Source organism: Streptomyces sp. NPDC017993 (assembly GCF_044328065.1).
GTDB lineage: Bacteria > Actinomycetota > Actinomycetes > Streptomycetales > Streptomycetaceae > Streptomyces.
In genome coordinates this window covers 1-25,763 of record NZ_JBIRGO010000029.1, presented here as the reverse complement: position 1 = coordinate 25,763, position 25,763 = coordinate 1, and the positions used below count along the sequence as shown (strand labels likewise).

Sequence of the window (25,763 nt, the reverse complement as noted above, 5' to 3'; positions counted from 1 at the left end):
GGCCCCCTCGCACGGCGCGGCTAGAGCGACCGTTCCGCACTGTGCCCACCCGTTTCCTGCTCGGTCCGGCGCGCGGAGCCGGAGACCGGATCGGCCGAGCCGTCGCGCCGGCGGCCCACCGCGATGCCAGTGGCGTCCAGGTAGCTGACCAGGGCCTGGCTCGGTCCGGTGCTCCCGTTCTCCGATGGTGCGCCGAAGCCCCTCTCGGCCTTCCGATGGGCGCACCAGCTCGCCGCGACGAGGGCGCCGGGGACCAGGACGGCGACCGCGCCGGCGCCGCCGAGCGACGCGCCCGTCGAGCAGGTCTTTGGATGGCTCAAGTCGCGGATGTTGAACGACGGCTTGTAGCCGATCCCGACCGTGCAGGCCGAGGCCGGTTGTGGGGTCAGGAGCAGCACCGATGCGGCAAGGGCGGTGGCGCTGGCGGCCGTCCGCCAGGTAATTCTGAGACCGTTCATGGGGTTACCTCCGAGGGCACGCCCTTGAGCCGCGCGATCCGTGCGCGCAACTCGTCGGCGTGAGCACTGTCTGTGGGATGGGTGTGCACGTGGTGGCCGGCCAGGTCCAACTGGACGGAGTGCAGGCGGTGCAGCGCGCGGGCCGCTCGCCAGCCGTGCCAGCGCCAGGTGCCCACCACCGCCCAGAGCCGCAGCGCGGGCGAGGTCAGGACCGGCACCTCCGCCTGGGTGATCGCCGGGCCCGCTGCGACCTCCTGCGCCACGGCCGCCCGCAGAGCGGGTGCGCGCGCCCGTAGGCCACGGACCAGCAATACGACGGCCAGGGCGATCAAGGGCAGTTGGGGGAGCAGCCACAGGAACGGGGAGATTACGAGGACGTCGAGCGCGCTGCCGACCTCGACCTGATCCCGGACGAGCCCGGACAGCCATCCCGACAGGAGCTCGGAGGCTGTGGCCCCGCCGGTCGCCCCCACCACGGCGGCCGTCGCGATGAGCCCGCGCCGCCGTGCCCGGACTGCGACGCCGAGCCCGGCCCCCAGCAGCGCGCCGTAGGCCACCTGCCCACCGAGCAGGCCGATCGACTGCCGGATCCAGTACTCGAAGCCGCCGGTCGATCCGAGCATGCCGCCCAGCGAGCCGTAGATCTTCATGTACAGGGCGCTCTCCACGAAGTTGAAGCCGAGTCCGACGGCGGCGCCGAGGACCAGGCCGCTCACGGCATCGGTGACGCGGTGGCGGAACAACAGGAAGAGCAAGGCGACGCCGCCCGCGACGGCCAGCGTGTCAACGACGCTGAGGTGCACGATCAGCATGTCGATGGTGCGGAACTGGTTCTCCGCGAGTCGGCTGATGTCGGTGGGGGAGGACTTTCCCAGGTAGCCGAAGAGGGTGCCGAACGCGAGCCCGCTGTAGGCGCGGCCCAGTCCGAACACGATCAACGCGCCCCAGGCGAACGCGGCCAGTAGTGCGGCCAGCGGGACCCGGGCGAACCGAACCCCGCCGCGCAGCAGGAGCAGGACGAGGGCCGTACTGGGCACACAGGCGAGCACCAGCGGGAAGTACTCGACGACGACCACCAGAGACAACAGACCGAACGGCAACAGCAGGCACCCCAGCGTCAGCCAGGTCAGCGCCACCGAGCCCCGTTCGGATCGGCGCAGGACGACCGCCGCGATCTGGATGACGACCCCCGCCACGATGCCCGCCAGCGTGCACCAGAAGACGGCGCGCGGCATGGACAGCAGCCGGTCGAGCGAGCCGGCGAATCCGGGCATCTTGCCGAGGCCCGCGGGCAGTTCGTAGAAGATCGACAAGGCCGGTTCGTCGGGCAGCACCCGCGGGCGGGTCATGTTCAACAGCAACTCGACCAGGTACAGGAAGATCGCCATCCGAGCGATCATCAACGCCCTGGTGTGCGCCAGTCGGTCGTCCCGCAACGGCAAGGAAGCGAGGCCCTTCACGAGGCACCTCCCGTCAGATCGGTCGGCATGGGCGGCAGGCTCGGCATGTTCGTGGGCATGTCGGTGGGCAGGCCCGTGGGAAAGTCCGTGGGAAAGTCCGTGGGCATCGAGCCGGGACCCGACGGTCGGGACGTCGGCATCGGGGGCAGACTCGGCAGGCCCGTGGGGAGCCCCGAGGGCATGCCCGTGGGGAATCCCGTCGGCATCGAGCCGGGAGCCGTCGGCAGCGAGGGCATCTTCGGCAGCCGTGGGACGCCCATGGTGGGAGAACTCGTGAGGCCGACGACCAGGGACGCCGTAAGCAGCGCCGCACCAACCAGCCCGCCCGCCAGGACCAGCCGGACCGTTACCCGGCCGGGACCCACCTCCCCGCCTTCGGTGTCGCCCACCGCCGACTCCGGCGGTGACGCGCCGGACGTATCCGCCATACCCATTTCCCACTCTCCCCCTGACTGGCCATCACTCATCGAAAACCCCACACACTCCACGCGGATCCGGCGGAACGTGCGGCCAGGGGCGAACACTGCCCCCGCCGCCGCACCGGGCCCGTCGTCAGCCCCAGCCACGCCCTACGGAGCTGGGCGATGATGCCGTCCAGGTCGCGGAGGATTGCCGCCGGCCGTCGCGAGGACACCGGCCCCGCCGAAGGTCATCGCCACGGAGAGTCCGCCGACGGCCTTCAGGACACCCCTGCGGGTGGGGCGGTGCTCGCTCAACGCGGCCTCCTCATCGGGACGTTCCCGCTGTTTCCCGTGCTGCGCGGGACTGCTGCTCAGCGGATCGGGCGTCGGTTCCGACGCCGTCCGCTCCACTGTCGTGGGAGGCACTGAAATTTCCATGAAATAGCGATGACGCGGTCGGCAGCCCGGGCGGAGCCGGGCCTGTCCCGCGGCCGCTCCCGTCGTTTCGTCCACGCTCGCCCGCCCGTGGGGCTGCCCCGCACAGCCGTGCGCACGTCGGCGGAGACGGCCGGGGTGCTCCCAGCGGCCCCCAGGGGGACCCCGACAACCGGAAGTGAACGAAGCCAGTGGTTGGTCGGCTTTCCGGCTTGAGCTGTGGACAAAGGGCGAGGTGCTTGGCGGGGTGGATTGCGGCCGGGCGGTGTGGGCACGTGCACCTCAGCGGGTGGGCGCCTTGCCGTTCGGGTGAGGCGGTCGGTAGGGGAGAGGTGAGTGAGGATGGCCGAGCGTTCGGCGGCAGTGTCGGGGCAATGGTCCCAACCGGCGGAGGGCGGTGGCGTGGGCACGCCACCGTTGCGGCCGGGCGGCTACGAGCCGGCCGACTACGCCGTACTTGTGGTGCGCTGCGCCGGGGAGGTGGGCGTGTCGCCCCTGCTGGTGATGACTGTGCTCCACAACGAGGCGTACAAGCCGCACCATCCGCTGCTGGAGCGGTTGTGGCAGTGGTGGAAGCCCGGGGCGTCCTTCGGAGTGGCCAATATGCACCGTGCGGCGTTCGAGCAGGTTCGGCGTACGCATGGCCTGTCGGGGCGGTGGCAAGACCTTCGCGACGATCCCGCTTTCGCCGTCCACGTGGCGGCGTTGCACCTGAAGGACCTCGACCGGAGCCTCCCGAAGCGGCACGTGGGCTGCTACACCCGCGACGAACTCCTCGCCCTGGGCTACAACGCGGGCGAACGCAACATGCGGGCCTTCGCCCGGGGCGTCCCGCCGGGCCCCATGGCACGCTCGTACCTGCGCCGCTTCCGTGGCTACCGGGGCCGGGCCGCCGAAGCCTTGGCGGACTGCGGCAGGCCGCGTGACGCCCTCGCTGGTTGAGCAGTCGACTGGAGTGCTTCCCACCACCGTCGAGCCATGGTGGCCGGACAGGAACACCACCTGTCCGGCCACGCTACCTGTGTCCGCTCTTCCGTGCCGTGTGAAGAATCCGGAGATAGTTGCTACTTGCTCAGCGTCCTGATCAGCAGCATTTGCGAGAACCACTGGATTCTCGACCCCAACGTCAGATGCGGTCCTCACTGCATGTTTTGCCGGTGCTGATGCTGATTGAGAGGACAGCTCTGACCTGGGGTTTGTTGACAGTCTGGAAAGTAGTAGGAGTTACGGGATTCGTATTGAGCGGGACGAGTGCATGCGAAGTACTCGGCCCATTCGGAGCGCAGTCATGCGCCGGGCTCGGCTTCCTGCTTGGTCGTGCAACTGGGTTCGTTCCAGGCGGGATCCGGCATGGGCAACGAGGGTCTTAGACCCTGTCTCATGTGGTGAGGCGGCATCCGGCCACGGAGCCTCCGCAAAAACCCGTTGGTGGACCACGGCGTCCGTTGCTAATCTCTCGGAGGCCGTGCGAGAGAACGAGGAGGTGGTACCCGTGAACGCAGTATCGACATGGGTGCTTCCCTCCGGGGTCACGGTCGGGCGATAGGTCGTCCGGGAGCGCCGTTCCACTGCACTCCCGAAAGGCACGACCATGCATTTCACTTCTGAACAGCGCCTCGACGGCGGCGTCCTCGAGCGCGAATTCACCCTCGGCGAGATCCCCGGCACCCTGTGGACGCCTGGATTCGCACCGGCTCCGCTGGTCCTGATGGCCCACAACAACGGCCTGCCCAAGGCGGACCCCCGGCTGGTGGCGCGGGCCCGGTACACCGCGGCGCGCGGCTACGCGGTGGCCACCATCGATGCCGCCGGGTGCGGTGGCCGGCCCCGTTCCGCCGCCGGCGAGCAGGCCCGTGCCGACCTCCGGCGGTCGATGCAGGCCGGCGAACCGGTCGACGAGATCTTCGAGACCTTCATTGCCCCGCTGGTCGAAAACGCGGTCCCGGAATGGCAGACCGCTCTGGACGCCCTCCTTGAGCTGCCCGAGATCGGCGGCCCGGTCGGGTACTCCGGGGGGTGGACCGCCCTCGGCATTCGGCTGGCGGTGGTCGAGCCGCGCATCGCGGCCGCGGGCTTCTTCGGCGGGGGGTACGTGCCCCGTGCCCAGCGCGAGGAGGCCCGGCAGGTCACCATTCCGCTGCTGTTCCTGCTGCAGTGGGACGACGAAGGGAACCCCCGGCAACGGGCCTTGGACCTCTTCGACTCCTTCGGCAGCAAGGAGAAGACGATGCACGCCAACCTGGGAGGGCACACCGGCACCCCGTGGTTCGAGCTGGAGGACGGGTGCCGGTTCCTGGACCGACACCTGAAGTGAGGCCGGGCCGTCAGGGCAGCAGCAGACGGTAGGCGCTGTCGGCCAGGATGCCGCTCATCGAGGACAGGTCCCGGCGCGGGACCTCGAACAGCTTCTGACTCTTGTCGCCGGCGACGCGGGCGAGGTCGATGAAGACGTGCTCGTGCATGAGGGGCATGCCGAGTTCCTCGTACTCGCGCACGGCTTCGGCATCGCGATCGTGGGCCTACGGGGGCGTGTTGGGGTCCCGGCGCGGCCTTTCTCCGGCGGTGGGCGCGGTGTTCGGCGGCGCGGTGGGCGAGCTCGGCACGGTAGGCGGTGGGGCCGCTGTTGCGCATCACCTCACGCGTGATCGTCGAGGTCGGACGTCGAGACGTCTGGCGATCTCCGCGTAGGCCAGCCCTTCGTGGTCTGTGGTGTTCTCCGGAATAGCGTTCACTTTTGAGTCATTGCAACATTCAGGGTGAGGGCTGTTGCGTTAAACTCAAAGCCATTGCAACGAATTCGCTAAGTCTAGCTGCAGCGATGGCATTGGTGCGCAACGAGGTGATTGCTGAATCAAGAAATGCAACGTAGCGTTTCCAATGTCAGAAACAACGAGCCGAAGGAATGAACCATGCAGAAGTTCGACACCCCCGCCCCCGTGACCGCCGTCGTCGACATCCCCGCCGGCCGCATCCAGTTCATCGCCGCCGACCGGGCCGACACCGCAGTCGAGGTCCTCCCCGCGAACACCTCCAAGAGCCGCGACGTGAAGGCGGCGGAGCAGACCGAGGTTTCATATGGCGACGGCGTCCTGCGGATCAAGGCCCCGGAGGCGAAGAACCAGATTCTCGGCTCCTCCGGATCCATTGAGGTGACCGTCCAACTGCCCGCCGGCTCCCGCATCGAGGCGAAGGCGCCCCTCGCCGAGCTCCGGGGTGTCGGACGGCTCGGCGACGTCTCCTTCGAGGGCGCGCAGGGCTCGGTCAAGCTCGACGAGGCCGCGAGCGCCCGCCTGACCCTCCAGTCCGGCGATGTCTCGGTCGGCCGCCTGGGCGGCCCCGCACAGATCAGCACCCAAAAGGGCGACCTCCGCATCACCGAGGCCGTGCGCGGCACTGTCACGCTGCGCACCGAGTCCGGCGAGATCTCGGTCGGCGCCGCCCGCGGAGTCTCCGCCTCCCTGGACGCCGGCACCTCGTACGGCCGGATCCACGACACGCTCAAGAACACCGGCGGCGCCGACGCCGCCCTGGCCATCCACGCGACCACCGCCTACGGCGACATCAGTGCCCGCAGCCTGTAAGAGGGGGCGCCCCGCGGCGATCCCGTCCGTTCAGTTGACTTTCGTAACAGTTCTCAAGGAGCACCCACCATGTCCATCACTCTTACCGACCAGGACCGCCCGGAGCTGCAGAAGGCCATCGAGGAGATCGTCGAGTCCGGTTTCACCGGGGTGACGATGCGCGTGCACGACGAGCGGGGCGAGTGGGTCGGCAGCGCCGGGCAGCGCAAGCTGGGCGAGACCGCGAAGCCGACGACGAACGGTCATGTCCGGATAGGCAGCAACACCAAGACCTTTACCGCGACAGTGGTGTTGCAACTGGTGGCCGAGGGCACGGTCGGGCTGGACGTCTCAGTGGCCGACTACCTGCCCGAGTTCGGGCTGGACCCGAAGATCACGGTGCGGATGCTGCTGCAGCACACCAGCGGGGTGTTCAACTTCACCGGCGAGTACTACGACGACGGGACCTTCGCGCCGGGAATCCCCGCCACGACCGCGGGCAAGGAGTGGGTGGATAACCGGTTCAAGACCTACCGGCCACAAGAGCTGGTACAGCTGGCGTTGTCCAAGCCGGCGCGGTTTGAGCCGGGGACGGACTGGAGCTACTCCAACACCAACTACGTGCTGGCCAAGCTGCTGATCGAGCAGGTCACCGGCAGCTCGCTCGCCGAAGAGATGCAGCGGCTGATCCTGGGGCCGCTCGGGCTGTCGGGCACCGTGGTGCCGGACACCAGCCCGGAGATCCCCGAGCCGCATACCCACGCCTACTACCGGTACACGGACGCCGGCCGGCAGAAGACGGTCGACGTCACCCGCCAGAACCCCTCCTGGATCTCCACCGGCGGAGACATGATCTCGACCACCCTGGACCTCCACATGTTCATCTCCGCGCTGATGGGCGGCAAGCTCCTGCCGGCGCCGCTGCTGGCCGAGATGTGCAAGCCGCATCCCAAGGTCGGCTACGGGCTGGGGGTGTTCGTACAGGACGCGGGCGAAAACGGCGGCACCGTCATCACCCACAACGGCGGCATGGCGGGCCACGGGGCGCTGATGTACAGCACGCCCGACGGCAGCAAGACCCTGACCGCCGCGCTGAACTATGTCGATGACGCCGCACTGTCCCTGGCAGAGGCGTTCCAGAAGGCGACGCAAAGGCTCGTCAAGGAGGTGTTCGGCGGCGGGCAGGCCGGGTCGGCTGACGCGGCCGAGTCGGCCCAGTAGACAGGTTCGAGCGGCGTAGCCCCGCACGGGCCCAGCCAGCTGGCTCACCCTGGCCGACGCCCACCGGCATGGACGACCAGGTCCACCCGAACCACACGCTGCGGCAGGTCGTCCGAGGGCCGGCCGACAGTCAGCACCGACATGCTGCACACCGTGCTCCGTCGCCGGGGGTCGGCGCGTCGGTGATGTCTTGGCTGTAGGTGCGCACTGCCAGGCAACGCCCGTGCGAGGTCAGCGACGCCGGCTCCCACCGTCGCGGGGGCCTCCATCTACCACGACAAGACCACCACCCCCCAAGCAACAAGACCGGCGGCGGGCCTGGATACGCCGCTAGAGATCACAGGGAGCGCAGCCGACGTTCGGGCCTGCACAACTGCGCAACTGCGCCATACCTAGAGGCCGCCGATCGGGCCCAAGTAGGTCGACGATCACTGGCTCATCTTGTACTCGTAAGCCACCTCGTGTGCCAGGCCGTTCTGTGTCCAGACCTCGGGTTGGGTGAGCACGGAGTGCCCGAACCACACCGGCACCTTCAAGTCGAGCACACGGTAGGAGGGGAAGTCGCCTGTCGCCGAGATGCGTCTGGTGCGTGACCAGACGTGGTCGAGTAGCACGACCAGGTCGAAGCGGGCACGCAGCGAGACAATTCCGCGCACGTTCTGGGAGATGACCTCCCATTCCAGTTTGGTGCGTTCGTGCGGGGGTGTGGCGATCAAGACGAGTAGGCCGATGTTGAGCTTGTGTCTGGCTGCTGCGAGGAGGGCGACGTTCCCACCGTGGCTGTGGGCGAACAGCTTGGAAAACCCGGTTGCGCAGCCATGCGAAGCCGCCCATTTGGCCAGTTCGCGGGCGCCATGAATGCGGTCCTCGCCACTGAACCTTGTGGTCCAGCGGTAGTAGCTATCGCGGGAGTAGAGGTCATTGCCGATGGGGTCGAAAGTTCCGTCGGATGGCTCCTTTCCGCCGGGCTCTTCCTGAAGGTATTTGAAGAGCGGTTCCCCGGGACGCCACCATGAGGGGCGCTTGAACCGAGTCCATGTGCCGGGCACGATGACGGAAGTGTGAGCGGGGTCCGAGCCGGTTTCCTCTTCAGGCCCCTGCGTGCCTCTGAGCTCGGTGAGAGCCGGATGGCCAGGAGCGACATTGATCAGCGCATCCACCGCGATTTGCTGGACCGTGTCGTTCGTGGAGGAGGAGCCTTCGGCGAGTGCCTCGATGGTTGGCCAGGAGAGCACTGTGCGGAGGCCGGCCAGCGATGCGGCTGCGGTGACGCGCACGATCTGATGATGGCTGAACTGGCAGATATAGAGCAGAGTGGCCGCCCACCCGGGTCCACTTTCGCCGTGGCTGATCACGTCATATAGACGCGGTGCCAGGTACCGTTCCAGCCCGTCGAACTCCTCCCACCATTGTTGGGGCGGTGTGGCATGTCTCTTGGCGTAGCTCTCGATCGGTTGCGACCATCCAGGCACTTCAGGCCAGAGAATCGTCTCCAATTCCCCCTGGATTTGACTGATATGAATACCGACGTAGTTGGAGGGGAGCGGGCTGATCAGCGCCTGAACCTTCGGAACGTCCAGGTCGCGGGCGCCGTCGTCGTCCAGCAAATCTACGCGCCCGGCCAGTTGCAAGCCCAAGCCCACAACCTGGGCGGCCCGTGACCAGGCAGCGGTTTCGCCGTCTTCCTCAAAGGCTTGGTGCCCGGGTTTGGGAGTCTCGATCACCGGATCCAACATGGCCATCCCCTGTTCAGGTGGGCGCAGCGAGGAAGTTTTAGATCACATCAAGCCTCTAGCTGCGCCCGGCCGACTCGCGCAAACGGCATCCCATCTCACCCCATCGGCACTGCTCGCCTCGGCACCACGCCGAATCGGTGTCGGTCTCCGGCCAGGTCCATCAAGCCGCAGCCGAAGCAACTGGCCGGATCGTTCCCCCTGCGCGTGCGGACCCTGTAGAGGAAGACGCGGTACTCGTCCGCGGTGGCACAGCTTTCGGGACGCGTAGCGCCTCTTCTCCCGCCGCGTCCGGTGCGGCCGGCCCGGCATCCGGGACGTTTGCCCGTGCCAGACCGGGTGGCGCCGGCAGGGATCGTCCACCTGCTGCGGAAGGGGGTTGCCTGGCGTGACGTTCCCGCCCAGGTGGTGGGCTGTTCCGGGGTCACGAGCTGGCGTCGACTGCGGGACTGGACCGAGGCCGGCGTCTGGCCCCGTCTTCACGAAGCGTTGCTTACCGAGCTGACGGTGCACGGTGGGCTGGACCTGAACGACAACGACTTCGTATCCGCTACGAGCGCCGAGCCTAACCCCACCAGAGTCTGCTGGAACTGGCCTGCAGCTTCATCTGTCTCCGTCGCCTCCTCGCCTCCTCGGCGCCCTCAAGGTCACAGCTAATCTCTCAGGATGACGGATGAGCCCATAACGGTGAGCGTGCAGTTGGACGGTACTGGTCTTGTCTTGGCGAAGGATCCCGATGAGGATCAGATTTACTACTTCCCTCGCCATGACCAGGTAACGGATAGCGCAGGGCTGTCTCTCCCCTTGGCCGAGGCACTGCACGTGCGCATTCGGCCTGTCGGGACCGCTGAGACCGTCTTGCGGGACTGGGTGAGAGGTGGCCCGGCGCGTGATACGGCGCTCTGGGATGACCCGGCGGCCGCTGATCCCGTGCGCGTCCGGGCCGGCGCGGTCGTGATTCGTGATGAGCGGATGCTGCTCATCGGCTTCGAGGAGGACGGCATGCCGTTCTACGAGATCCCGGGCGGCGGAGTCGAGGGCGCAGAGACGTTGCACGCGGCGGCAGTTCGCGAGCTGCGAGAGGAGACCGGCCTGACCGGAAACGTGGTCAGGGAGATTGCCCGCGTCTGGAAGGACAATCGCCGCGAGCATTACTTCCTTCTGAGGGCCGAAGGGGAGATTGGTGCCCTGGAAGAGCTCGACAACTATGGCGGTACGCCAACGTGGGTTCCGGTAGACCAGTTGTCCACTTCCCCGGTCTGGCCGAAGCGACTGGCCTGGCGCATCGCTCATTGGCACGCGACAAGCTGGCCGACCCGGCCGGCCGAACTCGCCGACAGCATCCACGACCTGCAAGCCGACTGCTCTTGGTAAGGGCTTCGCGAGCCCATCTTCGAAAACTGACGACGCAGGACACCCCTCGTCCAGAAACCTCACTCCTTCTGAATCCATCAGCTAGGGGCATGACTGACCGGCCTCCGCGTGCGTGAAGGCCGATGGGACACCTCCGTACATCTGCACGCGAGGACAACGCGCCGATGAGCCGTGGCTCCGGATGACCCGAACGACGCAATCAAACGTTCCTCAGCCGTGCCAGGGAGTCACGGGCCGTGGCTGCGACGAACGCCGGACACAGGGCGGTGTCGAGGGGCGGGGCCCAGCGCTCGGGCCACTTCTCGTACGCCGCCCGGCCGCGGGCGCTCGCCAGGTGCATGCCCACCCACAGAGCCTGGGTAGTGTCGCTCGGAAGATCCGGGTGCGCGCCATGGGAGCAGGGCCCGTCGTCGAGGGGGCCGATCGCGCGCTCGAAGGCATCCACCAGCTCCCCGACGAGCTCCCGCGCGTCGGATGCCCCCGCCTCAACCTCGACGTACCACGCGACGGCGGTGGCCACGAAGACCCGGCCAGCCAGATCGTCGCCCGCCGCCTCCTGCAGCGCGGACGCCGCGAAGGAGAGGTCCCAAGCCACGTCGAAAGTCCTGGCGAGCGGATAGCCCTCCATGATCGCGGTGAGCCCCTCCAGTTCGTACCGGTCCTCGAACGGCAGGAACGGCGGTACATCGCCGGCCGAGCCGGCCCGCAGCGACTCCATCACCACGCGCGCGTACCCAGCGACATTGCGCGGGCACAGCCATTCGTCGCGCGGTCTGACGTCCGTCCAGCACCTCCCGTCATCGGCGAGCTCCCGCAGGACGTCCGCCATGCTCCCTAGCTCCCACCCCAAGTCGCCCTGGAAGGGGTGGCCCTGGTGCGTGCATAGCACATCCCGCAGCGCCCGGTCCACGGCCTGCGCCGCATCGAACGCCGCCCTGACGTCATCCTCCTTCGGTTTCCTCGTAGCCAGGTACGGAAGCGCAAGGACCAGACCCAGCGTCCAGCTGTACGCGAGCGGCCCGCGCGGATCGGCGGCCAGTTCATGGGCGCACTCGACGACGAGCCGCTCGTACGTCTGCGGTTCGCCGTCGACGTACTCCCTCATCTCCTCCCAGGCGTCGACCAGTTCGTCCGCCCGCTCAGCAGAAAATCGATCCGTCATCGTCATCCTCCTCGTCCATCTCCCCGTACCGCTCGTCCATCGCTACGACCGGGCCCCGCGCCCAGTCGGCGAGCAGGCTTGCACAGGCCATACGTCGACGGGTACGCGCCTTCTGGCGCCCCGAACTTCGTCGGTGCGTAGAGGTGATCGAGGTGCGCCTTGAGCATCTTGCGCCGGTGCCCGGTCTCCCGCAGATCCGCGTCCGGATGGCGTCGCCGTCCGGGCAGTCATGGTCGAGCGGCTCAGGGTCGACACCCCGCAACAGTGCGCGCCTCGCGCCCCACCCCGTGCGGCAGGTCGAGGACCGAGGCAGCCCACAGGGCGAGGTGAAGCAAAACGAGCAGCTGGTGCGAGTCGGTGGCCGCCACGTCCAGGTGTGCCGCCCAGAGGCAGGCGTTCTGGCCCGCGACACCAGGTTCGTCGAGGTCGTCGGCGTCGACGAAGGTCTGCGTCAGCGCACCGATGTCGAGGTGCTCGTCGGGCCGTACGAAAGCGGCGTCCAGGCCACTGGTGTCGCGTACGCCGAACAATTCCTCATCCGCGGAACGCAGTTCACCTTCCCAGGCACCGAGCGGGTCGCGCGCTTGGTTGAGCGTGCGCCCGTGCTCAGTCAGGGAGTACTCCACCCGTGGCGGCATCTGGGCAAAGACCTCCCGGTGCACGAGTCCGTCTTCTTCCCTCTCACGCGGGCGCTGGGGCAGCATCTTCTCGCTCACTCCCGTGCCCTCCTCTGCCAGTTCATGAGAAGCGCGTCCCCCGCCTGTGCCCTACGACGTCTTGTTCTTCGCCAGCTCCTCGTTGAACGCCTTCTCGCACTGGGCGCTGTTGTCCGTAGCCTCGAAGGAGATCACCAGGAACGATTCGGCTTGGCCGTGGTAGCTCGCCCTCAAAGTCCAGCCGCTCTTTTCCAGGGAACTGATGACCGACCCCTGCTGCTTGAGTTCCCGCGCCTGCTTCCAGCCGCCCTCCTTCAGGGCCGCCAGTGTCCCTTCGTAGGACTTCTGCGGATCGGCGGCCTTCTTGACATCCGCCTGCCAGGAGACCGCGCACCTTTCGAGGGAAGCCGGGAGACCCTCCGACGGATCCTCGGTGAACCCTGCCGCCTTGGCGGCGTCCACGATCTCCTTGGTGGCCGCAGCGGCGTCCAGGCTCCCGCCCGCTTCCGCCGGAGCGGCAGACGAGCCGGAACGCGACGTCCCGGACTTGTCGTCCTTCGCACCGCTGCATCCCGCCACCAGAAGCACCACACCGGCGGCCGCGGCCGCCCACCTCGCCTTGCGCACAGGTCTCCCGATTCACGTCGCGCACGGGCCCCTGCCCGCACGAACAAGGGAGCAGTCTGGCACGGATGTTCGCGGGCATTCGCACAGGCCAACGGCCCTGGATCATGGGCGGAGGCTCAGCCGCCTCGAAGGGAGCCTTCGGGCTCCGGAACGTTCGGAAGTGACGAAGCGGGGGCAAACGCCGGGCTGCCGCTCCCGCCCCCGCTGCCGTTGGCCGCGCGTAGCGGCTTCGCGGCCCGCCGCCTGACAGCCGACGGGCGGCCTTGGCTTGGGAGCGGCGGTCAAGGTCCGGTGAGACTGGACAACGGTGCCCTGTCTCACCGAATACAGTCGCCCTACCCGGCCAGGTTCATGCCGCTCGGCCGCTGTGCGGCCAGCGCACGGAACGGCTGACCTGGCTCCCGGCCGACGGAGCAATCTCGACCGTCCGCGTTCCACGCACTGATCGCGCGGTGCCCGGTCTCGGGCACCGCAGACCTCTGACGACGCACTCCCCTTGATACGGAGAAGGTTGCTCGATGGACGACAACGCGTCCGGCCCGGAGACGGCCCAAGAATGCCCCCGCTGCCGCGGCCCCCTGGCCAGGTTCCCCGGCGACATTGGCGGAGGCTCCCGGATCGCCACTGAGCGGAACATCAGCATCTGCGGGCTGTGCTGCACCGACGAAGCGGTCCGCGACGCTCGGCGGATGGCGCCGGTCCCGCCGGGGGAGTGGCCCGTGACCGGCGCTCACCTCACGTGGGGCGACGCCCCCCGGCGGGAGGGTCACGGGAGGGAGGGCGGGCCCTGGCCGGGAGACGGCCGTACAGGATCCGCGGGCCCGTGCCTCCAGCGTCGACCACTTCCGGACGCCCCGCATCCCAGGGCCGCGGTGCGTCAGGCCCTGCAGTCCGGAGCCCCTGTGCGCGCCCGGCACGATGGCGGCGGTTCCTTGCCGGCGAGGCTTGTCCAGGCAATGAGGCGACCTCGCCCAGCGTCAGCACTGGGCAAGTCGAGGGTCTGCTCCGGTGTGGTCTTGATCCGGTCGAGCTGGTCTCTCTGTTAGGTGTCCCCGGTCATTTCTGCGGCGAAGTCGGTGTACAGCGGCCCTGAAGCGTCGGCCTGGTCGCGTAGCCACCGGATTCAGGCCGGGCGCCCTCGGAGGGCGACGAGGGAGAACCCCGAGATGGGGGCGTGCTGCCGGCATCAGCGTCCGAGAACGTAAGGAAGGACATCCTGCGCAACAGCTCCGACTGTTCGGCTGCCTTGGCGGCCAGTCCCAGGCACAGGGTGGTGGTCCGGAGGAGACATCTCCGGGCCACCGCCCTGTTGCACGTGATCAGGCGAAGGGGCGGAGCCGTCCGGTGCATAGGCCGGGGGCGAAGGAGTCGAGGACGTCCGCGCCATTTTCAGCAGGATCGATTCACCCAACGGCTTACAGACGCCTGGCTCTGCAGATCTGGCGACCAGCGGCCAACTTGTTCTGCGCTTCTCGTCCCCATGCCCGTGACGTTCTTCCCGACACCCGGAAGAACTTCCTCAGCGAGATCGTGTGATCCCCTCACATGTGGGGCCTTCCGTCATCGCGGTCCGCAGATGCCATGGGCGGCGTTCCCGACCGGGGGGCTTGACCCGTTTCGGTGGACACGGTCTTGCTTATCCCCGAGCCGAGGCCCCTGCACCGTTGCGTCTGGGGGCGCGGTTCAGGCTGGTGCGGGTGCGGCGTCCTTGTTGACGGCGTCGGCCTCTTGGGCGTCGGTGCCGCTCTCCAGCGCCGGCGTGGGGTGGGAGTAGAAGACGCTCCTGCCCTGCTTGCTGCGGTGTACCAGGCCTTTGGCGACGAGGGAGTTCTCCAGGGTGTTGCGTACGGCGGTCTCGGGAGCAGCGTGGTCGGGTTGCTCCTGCTTTAGCAACTGTGTCAACTCGGCCACTGTGCGCGGCTGCTCGTTGAGCAGTTCGAGGAGGCGGTCGGCGCGGGTGGGGCTCTTGTGCCGTGCCTTGCCTGCAGCCCGTGTGGCCGCACGAGGTTTCTTCGTGCTTCCTGCTGTTTTGGCCGCAGCCTTCTTTGGCCTGGTCTTGGCGCCGTTTGCTTTCGCGCGTCGTGCGGCAGGCACGGTTGCCGGCTTCGCGGGCTCCGTGCCGGTTTCCGGAAGCTGTGGCGTGTCGGCTTCGTTGTCGGGTTCTGTTCCGAGGTGTTGCTGTAGGTCTTCCAGTTTCGCCTTGAGCTGCTGTAGGTCGTCGATCTGTTTTGCGATGCTTTGCAGCTTGGCAGCTACGTGCTCGGCGAGTTGCGCGTCTGACATGGCACAGCCTGCTCTCTGTCCCCGGGTTGATCCGTGGTTGGCTGGATGGTACTCGTCTTCTCCGCAGTTGCCCCCATGCCCTTCCATCCGGCAGTGAGTAGCCGTTGGCATCCGTGTTCCCTGGGTCATCTGAGATCGCCAGTTACCTGGTCTCTCTGGGGCGTGTCGTTGAGGGTGGGGATGGCTTCACGTTCTGGTCTTCTATCGCGACGTCCTCGGCTTGCCGGTCCTCGCCCAATGGCGTGGCCACCACGGCTACGACGGCGTCGTCCTCGGCCTGCCAGGCACGCCGGTGCACATGGAACTCCTACAGCACGGCGACCCGCCCAGTATCCCCGAGCCGCACCCGGAGAACCAGCTCGTGCTCTACCTCCGCGGCCCCGAAGCGGTCGCCGTCGCCTGCCGACGGCTCGCCGGGTACGGGCACAGCCCGGTTCCCGCCGCGAACCCCTACTGGCCGGAACGCGGTGCCGTCCTCTTCGAGGACCCGGACGGCTGGCTGGTCGTACTGGCGCCCTGGGTCTTTGGCGGAGAGCCCCCACCGACCGGCTAAGCGAACGATCACGGGTGGGCGCGTGGTGGTACTAGCTGGAGTTTGAGATCCGCGAATGCGATGAAGACGGCCGCGCGGGTGCCGTCCTGATCTCCCGTGTGATCGTCTTCGGTGCTCCGAACGCCGTTGTCCAGCCCTCACCGGGGGCGACAGCCTCACTCCGCCACTTCCGCAGGAGCGCCGGGAGGTATCCGAGAAGGTCCCGGCGCGGCCGGCGACTCCGCTGGCGTGGCCCCTTTCAGATGGATGCCGGGCGGGCCTGTCGCCTATTGCCGTCCATGTCGGGTTGTCGGCGATCGCGTCCGCCAGGGCGAAGGAGCCTCCTTGATGACGCCGTTGCCGATGGGGTCCTGCAGGGCGCCGGTCGTGATGAACAGGCCCGCGAGCAACGTGAGGGTGGGCGGTACACCCGCCGCCTTCCGCCCACTGGGCATGCGATGTGATGGAGGTGGCGCTGTATGCGCAGCCGATCGCACATGGAGAGATCAAAGGGGGATTTGTGGCAGGGAGCCAGAGCGTGCGGAGATTCGCACGGGCGGTGTCCGAAAACGAGGAACTACGGGGACTGGCCGAGGAGGAGCTGCGACGCCGCAGCGGACTCGACGCCGACGTGCCGAGGGAGGAGTCCGGCGGCGCGGGCGCCTCGCGTGAGGCGAGGGAGTCGAAAGTCGACGGCATGGATCCCGCCGACTTTCCTGCCGCCCGGGAGCAGGGCGGCGGCATCGACACGATCATGACGCAGCAGACCGTGCCTCTGGATGAGGCGCGGGAGGTGCTCAATCGCAGTGAGCAGCGGCGCGAAGGCGGGCAGAAGGTCCATGCGATCTGTCCGATGGTCATTCCGCGTGGCCGTTCGTTCCTGAGCATGCTGCCGGTGTTGCTGCTGTTGGTTTTGGGAGTGGTGGGCAGCGCTGTCGTTGCCGCGGCCGGCGCCGGTGCGTTCACGCATCCGCTTTTCGGGATCCACTACTGGGTGCTGTCGGTGGCGGCGGTCGCCTTCGTGTGGTGGCGGCAGGGCATGGTGATGGTGCCGGACGGCTGTCAGGCGCTGATCACCCGCTTCGGGAAGCTGGAGCAGGTGGTCGGTCCGGGTCGGGTGATCCTGCTCAACCCGTGGAAGCGGGTTTCGTACATCATCAACACGACCCGCGAGTACCCGTTCAACGCGCCGGTGCGTGAGGCGCCGACCAAGGGTGGGGTGAAGGCTTCCATCGACCTGTTCATCCAGTTCCGGATCAGCGACCCGGTGGAGTTCGTCTACACGCTCGGTGCGGTGCGCGGCTTCGAGGAGAAGCTGAGCAATGCGGTCAGCGAGACCATCCGCAGCCTTATCTATGAGCAGGAGGCCGCGGGGATTTACGACATGGTGGGCGAGGACACCGGTCGGCTGCTGGAGCAGCTGAACCAGCAGTTCCGGCCCGCGGTGGAGTTGACGAACGCCAACATCACGCATGCCGAGCCCTCCGACCGTGCGTATCGCATGGACTTGGCGGCACCGGAAATGGTCCGGGTGGCCAAGGACGCCTACACCCATGAGTACGCGCTTCACCTGCGCAAGGAGCAGGACGAGGGTGACCTGACCAAGGAGCTGGCCTCCCGCCAGGAGACGCTCTCCGCGATCATGGCCGATATCGCGCAGTACCAGGCGCAGATGGATACGGCCGAGGAGCGGGAGACCAACCGCGCCGAGGCGCTGGCCCGGCAGCGATATGTGCAGGCCGAGTCGGAAGCGAAGGCCAATGCGGCGCTGCTGGAGGCTCAGGCGCTGGACATCCGCGCGGTGACCGCGGCCGAGGCCCCGGAGATTCTGGAGTACCGCTACCAGCAGCAGGTACTGGACACGCTGGAGGAGATCGCGGATCACCTGCCGCGGCTCGTGCGGATCGGTGGCGGGTCCGGTACCGACGGCGCTGCGGGGGTGGACTTCCTGGCGCTCGCACGGGAGTTGGTCGGCGAGCGGGGCACGGAGCTGTTCTCGGATGCGGACATGGCCGCCGCGCGCGCCCGTCTGGCGGAGGTCGCCGGCCGGATCTCCGGGCGCGAGGAAGAGATCGCCGCTCTGCTGGAGGCCGAACGGCCGACCGTACCCGCCGTCGGCGGCGGGCCCGCAGAACCAGAGCAGGCATCGGCACGACCGGAGCATGGGAACGAAGCTGAGGGGGATGCGCAGTGAGCACGGCACGCGACCGCAGGTCGGTCATCTCCGAGGAAGTGGCCCCGTGGAGTGAGATCCGCCAGCTGCTGCGCGGCGGCGAGGCGGGCAAGCTGATTCCTGTCATCATCCCCCGCCAGCACCGCAGGCTGTGGTGGTTGCTGCTGCTGTGGCTGGGGGTGTTCGCGCTGCTGACCGGTCTCATGCTGAACCTCGGTGCATCGGACGGCGCGGCCGGCATTGCCTACGGCGCTCTGGCCGCCGTCAGCTACGTCTGTGGGGCGCTCCTGGTGCTCGCCGGTCTGCTGTGGTGGTGGCGCTCGTCCATCGCGGAGATCGAGCAGGGCACCAACGGCGTCCTCACCCGCTACGGCGCGGTGACCCGCACTCTGGACCCCGGCCGGCACTACCTGTGGCACCCGTGGTCGCGTGTGGACTTCGTGGTGGACACCGCCACTGAGATCCCGTACTCGGCCCCTGTGGTGGCCTGCCCCACCCGCGAGAATGTGCCGCTCCGGTCGATCGAGTTCTTCCTGAAGTTCAAGATCACCGATGCGGTGCTGTTCGTACGGACCATCGGGGCGGGCAACTTCGACCTGGTGCTCTCCAGTGCGGTGCAGGACGCCATCCGCCAGCGCGGTCGTCAGGTGCAGACCGAGCGTGCCTACGACCTGCGCGGCTCGGACGTCGCCGATATGCAGGAGCTGCTCAATCGCCAGCTCTCCCGGTACGGCGTGCGCATCACGGGCTCCAACATCCCCGACGTCCAGCTGCCCGCCCAGTACCAGCAGCACCTCGCCACCCGGGAGCGGGTCGCCAAGGAGCGGACCGCCTACGAGCAGGAGTGGGGCCTGACCCGGAAGCGCCGCATCGACAGTCTGCAGATGGACATCGAGCGGGCGAAGAAGGTGCGCGACGCGCGCATCGTCGAGGTGAAGGCCGCACTCAACAAGGCCCGTGAGGCGGTGGCCCAGCTCCTGGAGGAGCAGGAGACCAACGCGCAGAAGGTCCGCTTCGAGATCGAGACCCGCGGCCGCAGTGGACTGATCTCCGCCGAGAACGAGGCCCGCGCCCAACGTCGCCTCGCACAGGCGTACCGCGACAACCGCGCGGTGCTCCAGTACGAACTGGCCCGCCGGCGGCTGGAAGTTGGTGCGATCCTCGCCGGCAAGGCCCCGCAGCCGGTGGTCGTCCGCACCGACGGTACGGGCACCGACACCTCGGCGCTCTCCACCCTGCTCACCGCGCAGCTGCTGCCGCGGCTGACTGCCTTGCCGCCCGTGAATGCCCCTCGTCGGTCGGCGGAGGACGAGTAGTCATCACTGCGGGCGGGGGGGGGGGGGGGGGGCCACCCGGGGGGGGGGACCCCCCCCCCCCCCCGCCCGCAGGACTCCGGCCCACTCGTGAGGCGCTGCCTCCCGCAGCGGGTATCCCCGGGCAAGACCCTGTCCTCCGTTGGAAACCGTCCCCCCATTGATAGTGGGTGGGTTGCTGCGGCGGTTGTGGTGTTGGGGTTCGTGTACCGGCTTCACGCCCGCGATGTCCGGGATCGGAAAGTTTGAAAGCGTAACAAGCTGCTCGTGATGTCTGTAGTGTCCTGTCCCTCATCAGCGCTCTTGAGGGGGGACCTCACCATGCGTACCCGTACCGCAGCCTTTGCCGCTGCTCTTGCTGCTGGAACGCTCGCCGCGGTGACCGCGAGCCCGGCCCAGGCCGCCGAGTACTCCTCCGCCCTGAAGGTCCGCGGAGCTCAGTACGACGCACCAGGCCGCGACTCCAACAGCTGCTCCACAGGCAACACCCGGAACGAGTACCTGACGATCAAGAACTACTCGCGTACGGCGACCGTCAACCTCCGCGGCTACGTCGTCAAGGACGCCACAGGCAACCGCTTCACGTTCACCGCGAACCACTACTTGCAGCCCGGCGACTACATCAGCCTCCGCGGCGGCAACGGCACCGACTCGGACGGCGGCAACGTCGTCTACCGCGACAACTGCAACTTCCTCTGGAACAACGACCGCGACACCATCTACCTCTACAAGCCCGGCGGCAGCCGCGCAGACGTCCACTCCTACACCAAGAGCGCAAACGACCGCGACGGCAATGGCTACGTCACCTTCCACTGAGCAAGCCAGCGGGCCCCATCGCCCAGTGAGAGGGACCGCTTAAGCCATTGCGGTGACGACAGAATCTCTTGCGGTAAGTCCTGTTTGTGCCGCATGGGGAGGGGCAGGTGATCTTGCGTCAGGGAAACACACCGACGCAAGGAGGAGTGTCACCATGACCGCTACCGACAAGATGACTGCGAAGACCGAGCAGCTGATAGGTGCTGCGAAGGAGACTGCGGTCCGTGTCGTGGACAGGGAGCGGAAGACCGGCAACGGCCACTCCCAGTGGGCCGAGCGCGACCTGCATCAGGCCGCGGAGAAGGCCAGGGACGCGGACTTCAGATAGTGGTTTAGGGGCACAGTCTGCCAGGGCCTTTCCCCTTTTCGCACAGTTGGCAGGGCGGTGGCCCGGAGGAGACTCTCTGGGTCACCGCCCGTTGCCCGTGTCAGGCGAAGGCAGCTTGTCGGTCAGCTGTGGTAGTGCGCCCGCCCCTCGTCGTCGAGCCCGACCGGGCCCTCGGGGATGATGCAGAACTCATTGCCCTCGGGGTCGGCCATCACCAGGAACCCGCCATCGGCGTACTGCTCCAACCTGTGCCCGCCGAGTGCCTCGACCCGCTGCTGCTCGGCGGCTGGGTCGGGCGAGCTGATGTCGAAGTGCATGCGGTTCTTGCCCGACTTAGGCTCGCGGGTCTGCTGAAAACCCAGACCCAGGCCGTTCTCGCGCCGCAGCCATACGTACGGTCCCGTGCGTCCCACGACCGGCCTGCCGAGCAGCTCCGACCAGAACGCCGCCAGCCGAGCGGGGTCGGTGGCATCGACGATGAGGGCATTCATCCGCATAGGTGAGTCCGCCATGCCTCAATCCTCTCAGGGCGGGCAAGGCCCTCAACGGAGCCGCCTCCTGCGCCGACACGACCGTGGACTACAAGCCGGCATAGCCCCTTCGTCTCGGCAGGAGACATCGGTCGTTTGAGGGGCTGTTCGATTTTCTGGGGTTTGTTGTCAGTGGTGGGCTCTACCGTGGTGGCACGGTGTTTGGAAGGTCAGGGGACATTGAGGGGGCGGCATGCCCGAGTGGGTTCTTGCGATACTCGTTCCGGTCGGTCTGTTGGCTGTGGGGCTGGGGGCGTTCTTGGTCTGGGCTCGCCTGGGGACGAAGGAACCGTTGAAGCACGACAATCGGATGCCGGAGACCCATTTTCGACAGGGTGGTGGCCTCGGCGGCGGCTGACCGGCGTCGTCAGCTCGACATGGCCGGCCTTGCTGTGGCCGCGCCGGGCTGAAGCCGACGGCCGGGAAAGTTGAGCCAGAGCCCGAGACGGGTGGCACTGGCTGCCAACGCTGCCGGAGCAGTTCGACTTCGGCCGGCGTGGTGGTCAACCCTGGGGTGAGCAGCCTGGGTGGCCCGCACGCCGGTAGTCAGCGTGCGGGCCAGTGCGGCCTGCTCTACAACTAGGACATCCAGCCGCCGGAACCTCTCGGCACGGGTCTGCAGCAGCTGGCCTTTGAGGACGTCGTGGAAGCCGCACCGCCGAGCACCTTCTCGTCCAGCGCTGCACCGCCTGGCTCACGGCCCACACCGCCGCGGCCGCCCACGCTGAGCAGGACAACTACACCGACCAGCGCTCGGACACCCGCCCGGCAGGCACCTGCTGCGCCCGCAACCCGACGCGCTGCAGGCCGCATCCGATGCCGAGGAGACGGCACGGCTGTGAGCGCAGATCGCCGCAGAGATGCCCGGCCTGGCTGCCATCACCGCCGCCCACCACGGAGCCACCTACGACATGCCCGCCCGCCCGATTGTCTGCTCGGGCTCGTGACACGTCAGGCGGCAGCCGTCTAGTGGACGCCGGCTTCCGGTGCACTCCTGGTGCGGTGGGCGCCTGCTCCTGGCGGGCGCGTGCGGACATGCGAAAGGGGCCCGCTCCTGGCGGGCCCCTTGGGGTGGTGGCGTGTGCTAGCCCTATCCGACCGATCTTCTCGGAGCCGCGACGACAGCTACGGCGCCTCGCTGAGCTGTCGGAGCCGCCCGAGTACGCCCAGTACGAGGACACTCCTCCGCCTTGCTCCCCAGCGCACTTCCCCCTTGGTGTCCTGTGCTACCTCATCAGCAGCCCGGGAACACTGCCGCCGGGGTTTTGAAGGTCCCTTGCCCCTTGACCTTGATCACGCCGACGGCCTTTTTGCAGGGCCAGCTCATCTTCCAGGTACTGGTGGCCCGGTCGCCGTCGCTGATGGTCTCCAGCCTGTCGTACGACGACGAACCACCCATCAGATATCCGAGTTGCGCCTTGATGTTCGAGCCACCCTTTTTGGTGAAGAAGACATCGATGGACTGGGGCCGGCTGTTCATGGCGATGCAGAGTTGTCCCTTGGTCAAGGTGGTGCACTTGACATGGTCCGACCCTGACATCACTTTCTGCGACGCCTGGGTGGGCGGAGCCTCGGCTCCAGCCGCATGAGCCGGAACAGTGAGAAGCGAGAAACCGACGGCCGCACACGCGGCGGCAGCCAGTGAGACACGACGAAACATGGAAATCCCCCTGATCAGTGGTCTTCTGACGGTACAAAATATCAAACACTTGCGTGATCCTTTTTGGCGCCCTTCGGCCTTGTTCGACCCGAAGGCAAGAGGGGATGTCACTGGTCCGCGAGTCCCCTGACGTAGCCGTGAAGCCGGAACGATGGCGTCGGGACGCCCGCCCGCCGGGTTCGCGCCGATGCCGAGGGCTGGGTTGGCGAGATCGAAGGCATCGATCTCACACTCACCCTCCTCCGTTCCCAGCAGGAGGACTGCCGGCGCCGGGCGCAGCGCCCCTCGGTCCACCTAGGGATCCCCCGATCGCGACCGTCGAGCGCTCTGCGCTGGAGGAGAGAGGTCCACCGTGTTGACGGCAATCGCAGCTGTTCTTCGATCCATCGGCGGGGCCATCGCCACCGTCGTCACGCTGCCGTTCCGGGCCGTGGCCCGGCTGTTCGGCGGCGCCTCAAGCTCCGCCCACGGCCACCACTGACCGGCCGGCACGCGTCGACGCGCGGACGCCCCCCAAAGTGCAAGCCCGGCTGGAACCCCCGTCCAGCCGGGCAGTTGGAGGCAAACCGGCGCGCTGGCCGGCCGCGAAACTCAGATCATGCGTCGTAGCGCGGTCTCAACGGCATCGATCAGCGGATCACCTTCGGATCGTGAGTGCCGTGCGAGGCCGAGTTCGACGTCCGGCAGGGCGGGTAGGGCGTCCGCGTCGTGGCAGGCCATGGCCGGTTCAAGGTTCGTGGGCATGAGCGCCGCGATGCCGAGCCCTGCTCGTACCGCGGCGAGCACACTGACCAGGCTGTTGCTTTCGAAGGCCACCCGCCAGGGCCGATCTGCGCGTTCCAGGGTTTCCAGCGCCGACGTACGCCAGGAGCACGTGTTCGAGAACAGCACCACCGGCAGCGGATCGGCAGCCACGTCCACACCCTGGCCGCTCGCCCAGACCAGCGGGCGGCGTACGGTCCAGCGCGGCGGTCCGGGAATGGCCGGCACCTCGTTGAGCACGAGTTGGACGCGGCCCGTGTCGTATGCCTCCCGCATCGTGGCGTTGGACATGCTGAGCACCTCCAGGGTTGCTCCGGGGTGCAGCCGGGCAAGGTCGGCGAGGGCCTGCGGAAGCTGGGACGCGGCGAGGTCTTCGAGCAACCCGACGCCGCAGCGGCCGGTGAGCGTGCGCCCGGTCTCGGTGAGTGCCTGTGCGGAGAGCGAGAGAATGCGTTCGGCGTACGGCAGGAGCTCCTCGCCCGCCCGGGTCAGCGAGACACCGGACGGCGATCGGTGAAGCAGTGGACGGCCGATGACCCTCTCGAGCTTGCGCACCTGCTGGCTGAGCGCGGGCTGGGTATGTCCGAGCGTGGTTGCGGCGCGGCTGATGCTGCCCGCCTGCACGATGGTGACGAAGGACCGCAGCAATGCGGTTTCTAGATCCCTGGCCATAACGATTCATTATGTCAGTCGCAGCAAATGAACCACTACCTATGACCTGACGGAGCATCTAGCGTCACGTGAGTGACCGGATACCGACAGATACTCGCCGTGCCAGGGATGGCATCGCTGTTGGGCGTTTCCTTTCTTGCCCGGATCGCGATCACGGCTGACGTGATGGCACTGACGATGTATGTCGTGCTGGGCCTGAATATGAGCTACGTGGCGGCCGGCGGTGTCGCGGCGGCTCTGACCGCCGGGCTGGCGCTGGGCGGGCCACTGCTTGGCCGCATGATCGATCGGCGGGGCCTGCGTACCGTGCTGCTGGTAACTGTCCTAGCGCAGCTCGTGTTCTGGCTGAGCGTGCCGATCCTGCCGTACAGGATCCTGCTGGGCGCCGCTTTTGCGGCGGGTCTGCTGACGGTGCCGGCCCAGCCGGTGACCAGGCAGGCGATCGCCGCGAGGACGACGGCGGAACAGCGCCGGGCCGCGTTCGCGCTGGAGTCGGTGCAGGGCGAGCTGTCGTACATGGTGGGCCCGGCGGTCGTGATCCTGTGCTCCGCGAAGGTGTCCCCCGGTGTGGTGGCGTGGGCGCTCGGCGCCGCGATCGTGGCCGGCGGAACCGGGATCGCCTTGCTCAACCCGCCGCTGCGCGCCGAGGACGAGGCGGATGCCGGCGCGGCCGGACGGCCCCCGCGAAAGGAGTGGCTGAGCGTCGGCATGATTGCCGTACTGACGATGGCGTTCGGTACGACGACGCTGCTCAGCGGCGTCGACCTCGCCATCGTTGCCACGCTCGAAGAAGCGGGTCAGGTGTCCTGGGCCGCCCTGGTCGTGGCTGTGCTCGGCGTGACCTCTGTCGCCGGCGGGCTGATCTACGGCGCGCTGTCCCGGTCGCTGCCCACGTGGTTGCTGCTCGGCTTGCTCGGGCTCGTGACGATTCCCGCAGGGCTTGCCCACGACTGGGCCTGGTTGTGCGTGGCCGTTGTCGGCACCGGGTTTCTCGCCGCGCCGACCCTTTCCGCGGTGGCCGACGCGGTGAGCCGACTGGCGCCGGCCGGCGTGCGGGGTGAGGCGACAGGTCTGCAATCCTCGGCGCAGAGTGCGGGTTTCGCGCTCGGATCCCCGATCGTCGGGGTGGCGATCGACGTCTCCGTGCCGGCGGGCGGCTTCGCGGCGGCCGGGCTGGCCGGCCTCGCCGCCGCGCTGGCCGGATGCCTGCTGTCCCGCCGCTGTCCGTCGCCTCGACCGCCCATTCCAGCTCGTCGCGAGTCGGCGAGAAGAACAGATGCAACTCATGTTCAGCGTGATCTAGCGCGGAACCCCAGGCGTTCACGCCTGGGAGGAAGCGCTTCGCTGGGTTGCTCTGACCTGCATGGGCGCACGGGTCTGCACTGTTGACCTCAGCTGGGGCGTTTCTGGTTCTCGATGTACTCCTGGATGATGCTGAGCGGTGCGCCGCCGCAGGACGCGGCGAAGTAGGACGGCGACCAGAAGTGATCGCCCCACAGGTGCTTGCGGATGTGGGCGGGGAACTCCTGCCGGAGCCTGCGGGCGGATACGCCCTTGAGGGAGCCGACCAGCCTGGACAGGGCGACCTTCGGCGGATAGTGCACGAG

At 67.8% G+C, this 25,763-nt stretch carries 24 protein-coding genes and 3 pseudogenes; 13 read left to right on the top strand and 14 right to left on the bottom strand.

The annotated features are described in order from the left end of the window. Nucleotides 1–20: 20 nt before the first annotated feature. The 3 genes from ACH4FH_RS35120 to ACH4FH_RS35110 form a co-directional block, all read right to left on the bottom strand. Nucleotides 21–458 carry a hypothetical protein gene (locus tag ACH4FH_RS35120; RefSeq protein WP_398560015.1) on the bottom strand — a complete coding sequence of 146 codons (438 nt, stop codon included), beginning with the start codon at nt 456–458 and terminating at the stop codon, nt 21–23. Beyond that, nucleotides 455–1,846, bottom strand: a complete 1,392-nt coding sequence (locus ACH4FH_RS35115) for a PrsW family glutamic-type intramembrane protease (protein ID WP_398560014.1) — start codon at nt 1,844–1,846, stop codon at nt 455–457. Before ACH4FH_RS35115 ends, ACH4FH_RS35120 begins: the two co-directional genes overlap by 4 nt. Nucleotides 1,847–1,914: 68 nt before the next feature. After that, nucleotides 1,915–2,346: a hypothetical protein gene (locus tag ACH4FH_RS35110; protein ID WP_398560013.1), complete on the bottom strand. Its 432-nt coding sequence runs from the start codon at nt 2,344–2,346 to the stop codon at nt 1,915–1,917. A 750-nt stretch (nt 2,347–3,096) separates the two neighbouring features. Here ACH4FH_RS35110 and ACH4FH_RS35105 point away from each other — a divergent pair. Together ACH4FH_RS35105 and ACH4FH_RS35100 are read left to right on the top strand one after the other, a co-directional pair. Beyond that, entirely contained in the window at nt 3,097–3,696 is a 600-nt protein-coding gene (locus ACH4FH_RS35105; RefSeq protein ID WP_398560012.1) for a lytic transglycosylase domain-containing protein, read from the top strand. A 649-nt stretch (nt 3,697–4,345) separates the two neighbouring features. After that, nucleotides 4,346–5,068, top strand: coding sequence for a dienelactone hydrolase family protein (locus ACH4FH_RS35100; protein WP_398560011.1), 723 nt, complete (start codon nt 4,346–4,348; stop codon nt 5,066–5,068). A 10-nt stretch (nt 5,069–5,078) separates the two neighbouring features. Here the strand turns inward: ACH4FH_RS35100 and ACH4FH_RS35095 are convergent, their stop codons facing one another. Together ACH4FH_RS35095 and ACH4FH_RS35090 are read right to left on the bottom strand one after the other, a co-directional pair. Next, nucleotides 5,079–5,225, bottom strand: a complete 147-nt coding sequence (locus tag ACH4FH_RS35095) for a hypothetical protein (RefSeq protein ID WP_398560060.1) — start codon at nt 5,223–5,225, stop codon at nt 5,079–5,081. A gap of 6 nt (nt 5,226–5,231) precedes the next feature. Continuing rightward, a pseudogene (locus ACH4FH_RS35090) lies at nt 5,232–5,486 on the bottom strand (helix-turn-helix domain-containing protein); the annotation flags it as partial. 177 nt (nt 5,487–5,663) lie between these two features. Between ACH4FH_RS35090 and ACH4FH_RS35085 the strand changes: the two are divergent. Both ACH4FH_RS35085 and ACH4FH_RS35080 read left to right on the top strand, forming a co-directional pair. Then, the gene (locus ACH4FH_RS35085; RefSeq protein WP_398560010.1) at nt 5,664–6,335 is read left to right on the top strand and encodes a DUF4097 family beta strand repeat-containing protein; all 672 of its coding nucleotides are present in this window, start codon (nt 5,664–5,666) and stop codon (nt 6,333–6,335) included. A 69-nt stretch (nt 6,336–6,404) separates the two neighbouring features. After that, complete coding sequence (locus tag ACH4FH_RS35080) at nt 6,405–7,535, top strand: serine hydrolase domain-containing protein (RefSeq protein WP_398560009.1); 1,131 nt, start codon at nt 6,405–6,407, stop codon at nt 7,533–7,535. A gap of 428 nt (nt 7,536–7,963) precedes the next feature. On the opposite strand, the gene ACH4FH_RS35075 is transcribed toward ACH4FH_RS35080, so the two are convergent. After that, on the bottom strand, nt 7,964–9,271 hold the full coding sequence (locus tag ACH4FH_RS35075; RefSeq protein WP_398560008.1) for a hypothetical protein: 1,308 nt from the start codon (nt 9,269–9,271) through the stop codon (nt 7,964–7,966). A gap of 243 nt (nt 9,272–9,514) precedes the next feature. Between ACH4FH_RS35075 and ACH4FH_RS35070 the strand changes: the two are divergent. Beyond that, a pseudogene (locus tag ACH4FH_RS35070) lies at nt 9,515–9,799 on the top strand (transposase); the annotation flags it as partial. A gap of 135 nt (nt 9,800–9,934) precedes the next feature. Beyond that, a complete protein-coding gene (locus ACH4FH_RS35065; protein ID WP_398560007.1) occupies nt 9,935–10,642 on the top strand; it encodes an NUDIX domain-containing protein in 708 nt (235 codons plus the stop codon). A 199-nt stretch (nt 10,643–10,841) separates the two neighbouring features. Here the strand turns inward: ACH4FH_RS35065 and ACH4FH_RS35060 are convergent, their stop codons facing one another. The 4 genes and pseudogenes from ACH4FH_RS35060 to ACH4FH_RS35045 all read right to left on the bottom strand — a co-directional run bounded on the left by ACH4FH_RS35060 (nt 10,842) and on the right by ACH4FH_RS35045 (nt 15,370). Next, nucleotides 10,842–11,804, bottom strand: coding sequence for a hypothetical protein (locus ACH4FH_RS35060; RefSeq protein WP_398560006.1), 963 nt, complete (start codon nt 11,802–11,804; stop codon nt 10,842–10,844). A 551-nt stretch (nt 11,805–12,355) separates the two neighbouring features. After that, a pseudogene (locus tag ACH4FH_RS35055) lies at nt 12,356–12,562 on the bottom strand (winged helix-turn-helix transcriptional regulator); the annotation flags it as partial. A gap of 9 nt (nt 12,563–12,571) precedes the next feature. After that, nucleotides 12,572–13,087, bottom strand: coding sequence for a hypothetical protein (locus tag ACH4FH_RS35050; protein ID WP_398560005.1), 516 nt, complete (start codon nt 13,085–13,087; stop codon nt 12,572–12,574). Between the two features lie 1,683 nt (nt 13,088–14,770). Then, entirely contained in the window at nt 14,771–15,370 is a 600-nt protein-coding gene (locus tag ACH4FH_RS35045; protein WP_398560004.1) for a hypothetical protein, read from the bottom strand. A 193-nt stretch (nt 15,371–15,563) separates the two neighbouring features. On the opposite strand from ACH4FH_RS35045, the gene ACH4FH_RS35040 reads away from it, so the two are divergent. From ACH4FH_RS35040 to ACH4FH_RS35020, 5 genes are all read left to right on the top strand, one after another. After that, nucleotides 15,564–15,923 (top strand): VOC family protein, encoded by a 360-nt coding sequence (locus ACH4FH_RS35040; protein ID WP_398560059.1) that lies wholly within the window; start codon nt 15,564–15,566, stop codon nt 15,921–15,923. Nucleotides 15,924–16,365: 442 nt separating this feature from the next. Continuing rightward, the gene (locus ACH4FH_RS35035; protein ID WP_398560003.1) at nt 16,366–18,096 is read left to right on the top strand and encodes an SPFH domain-containing protein; all 1,731 of its coding nucleotides are present in this window, start codon (nt 16,366–16,368) and stop codon (nt 18,094–18,096) included. Continuing rightward, nucleotides 18,093–19,391, top strand: coding sequence for an SPFH domain-containing protein (locus ACH4FH_RS35030; protein ID WP_398560002.1), 1,299 nt, complete (start codon nt 18,093–18,095; stop codon nt 19,389–19,391). Before ACH4FH_RS35035 ends, ACH4FH_RS35030 begins: the two co-directional genes overlap by 4 nt. 318 nt (nt 19,392–19,709) lie before the next feature. Beyond that, nucleotides 19,710–20,204, top strand: coding sequence for a lamin tail domain-containing protein (locus ACH4FH_RS35025; RefSeq protein ID WP_398560001.1), 495 nt, complete (start codon nt 19,710–19,712; stop codon nt 20,202–20,204). Between the two features lie 154 nt (nt 20,205–20,358). Continuing rightward, complete coding sequence (locus ACH4FH_RS35020) at nt 20,359–20,532, top strand: CsbD family protein (RefSeq protein WP_398560000.1); 174 nt, start codon at nt 20,359–20,361, stop codon at nt 20,530–20,532. A 122-nt stretch (nt 20,533–20,654) separates the two neighbouring features. Here ACH4FH_RS35020 and ACH4FH_RS35015 read toward each other — a convergent pair whose 3' ends face one another. Beyond that, the gene (locus ACH4FH_RS35015) at nt 20,655–21,044 is read right to left on the bottom strand and encodes a VOC family protein (protein ID WP_398559999.1); all 390 of its coding nucleotides are present in this window, start codon (nt 21,042–21,044) and stop codon (nt 20,655–20,657) included. A 1,252-nt stretch (nt 21,045–22,296) separates the two neighbouring features. Continuing rightward, on the bottom strand, nt 22,297–22,722 hold the full coding sequence (locus ACH4FH_RS35010) for a hypothetical protein (protein ID WP_398559998.1): 426 nt from the start codon (nt 22,720–22,722) through the stop codon (nt 22,297–22,299). 352 nt (nt 22,723–23,074) lie between these two features. On the opposite strand from ACH4FH_RS35010, the gene ACH4FH_RS35005 reads away from it, so the two are divergent. Then, entirely contained in the window at nt 23,075–23,203 is a 129-nt protein-coding gene (locus ACH4FH_RS35005) for an LPFR motif small protein (RefSeq protein ID WP_398559997.1), read from the top strand. 110 nt (nt 23,204–23,313) lie between these two features. Here ACH4FH_RS35005 and ACH4FH_RS35000 read toward each other — a convergent pair whose 3' ends face one another. After that, nucleotides 23,314–24,156, bottom strand: a complete 843-nt coding sequence (locus ACH4FH_RS35000; protein WP_398559996.1) for a LysR family transcriptional regulator — start codon at nt 24,154–24,156, stop codon at nt 23,314–23,316. Between the two features lie 72 nt (nt 24,157–24,228). On the opposite strand from ACH4FH_RS35000, the gene ACH4FH_RS34995 reads away from it, so the two are divergent. After that, nucleotides 24,229–25,545, top strand: coding sequence for an MFS transporter (locus tag ACH4FH_RS34995; protein WP_398559995.1), 1,317 nt, complete (start codon nt 24,229–24,231; stop codon nt 25,543–25,545). A 2-nt stretch (nt 25,546–25,547) separates the two neighbouring features. Here the strand turns inward: ACH4FH_RS34995 and tnpA are convergent. Continuing rightward, nucleotides 25,548–25,763 (bottom strand): IS200/IS605 family transposase (gene tnpA, locus ACH4FH_RS34990; RefSeq protein ID WP_398559994.1); only part of this gene is annotated, 216 nt, incomplete at its 5' end.

What these genes read in the sequence shown, in the direction of transcription:
- ACH4FH_RS35120 (WP_398560015.1), bottom strand. Translation starts at nt 458, where the DNA reads ATGAACGGTCTCAGAATTACCTGGCGGACGGCCGCCAGCGCCACCGCC.
- ACH4FH_RS35115 (WP_398560014.1), bottom strand. Translation starts at nt 1,846, where the DNA reads ATGGCGATCTTCCTGTACCTGGTCGAGTTGCTGTTGAACATGACCCGC.
- ACH4FH_RS35110 (WP_398560013.1), bottom strand. Translation starts at nt 2,346, where the DNA reads ATGGCGGATACGTCCGGCGCGTCACCGCCGGAGTCGGCGGTGGGCGAC.
- ACH4FH_RS35105 (WP_398560012.1), top strand. Translation starts at nt 3,097, where the DNA reads ATGGCCGAGCGTTCGGCGGCAGTGTCGGGGCAATGGTCCCAACCGGCG.
- ACH4FH_RS35100 (WP_398560011.1), top strand. Translation starts at nt 4,346, where the DNA reads ATGCATTTCACTTCTGAACAGCGCCTCGACGGCGGCGTCCTCGAGCGC.
- ACH4FH_RS35095 (WP_398560060.1), bottom strand. Translation starts at nt 5,225, where the DNA reads ATGCCCCTCATGCACGAGCACGTCTTCATCGACCTCGCCCGCGTCGCC.
- ACH4FH_RS35085 (WP_398560010.1), top strand. Translation starts at nt 5,664, where the DNA reads ATGCAGAAGTTCGACACCCCCGCCCCCGTGACCGCCGTCGTCGACATC.
- ACH4FH_RS35080 (WP_398560009.1), top strand. Translation starts at nt 6,405, where the DNA reads ATGTCCATCACTCTTACCGACCAGGACCGCCCGGAGCTGCAGAAGGCC.
- ACH4FH_RS35075 (WP_398560008.1), bottom strand. Translation starts at nt 9,271, where the DNA reads ATGTTGGATCCGGTGATCGAGACTCCCAAACCCGGGCACCAAGCCTTT.
- ACH4FH_RS35065 (WP_398560007.1), top strand. Translation starts at nt 9,935, where the DNA reads ATGACGGATGAGCCCATAACGGTGAGCGTGCAGTTGGACGGTACTGGT.
- ACH4FH_RS35060 (WP_398560006.1), bottom strand. Translation starts at nt 11,804, where the DNA reads ATGACGGATCGATTTTCTGCTGAGCGGGCGGACGAACTGGTCGACGCC.
- ACH4FH_RS35045 (WP_398560004.1), bottom strand. Translation starts at nt 15,370, where the DNA reads ATGTCAGACGCGCAACTCGCCGAGCACGTAGCTGCCAAGCTGCAAAGC.
- ACH4FH_RS35035 (WP_398560003.1), top strand. Translation starts at nt 16,366, where the DNA reads ATGGAGGTGGCGCTGTATGCGCAGCCGATCGCACATGGAGAGATCAAA.
- ACH4FH_RS35025 (WP_398560001.1), top strand. Translation starts at nt 19,710, where the DNA reads ATGCGTACCCGTACCGCAGCCTTTGCCGCTGCTCTTGCTGCTGGAACG.
- ACH4FH_RS35020 (WP_398560000.1), top strand. Translation starts at nt 20,359, where the DNA reads ATGACCGCTACCGACAAGATGACTGCGAAGACCGAGCAGCTGATAGGT.
- ACH4FH_RS35015 (WP_398559999.1), bottom strand. Translation starts at nt 21,044, where the DNA reads ATGGCGGACTCACCTATGCGGATGAATGCCCTCATCGTCGATGCCACC.
- ACH4FH_RS35010 (WP_398559998.1), bottom strand. Translation starts at nt 22,722, where the DNA reads ATGTTTCGTCGTGTCTCACTGGCTGCCGCCGCGTGTGCGGCCGTCGGT.
- ACH4FH_RS35000 (WP_398559996.1), bottom strand. Translation starts at nt 24,156, where the DNA reads ATGGCCAGGGATCTAGAAACCGCATTGCTGCGGTCCTTCGTCACCATC.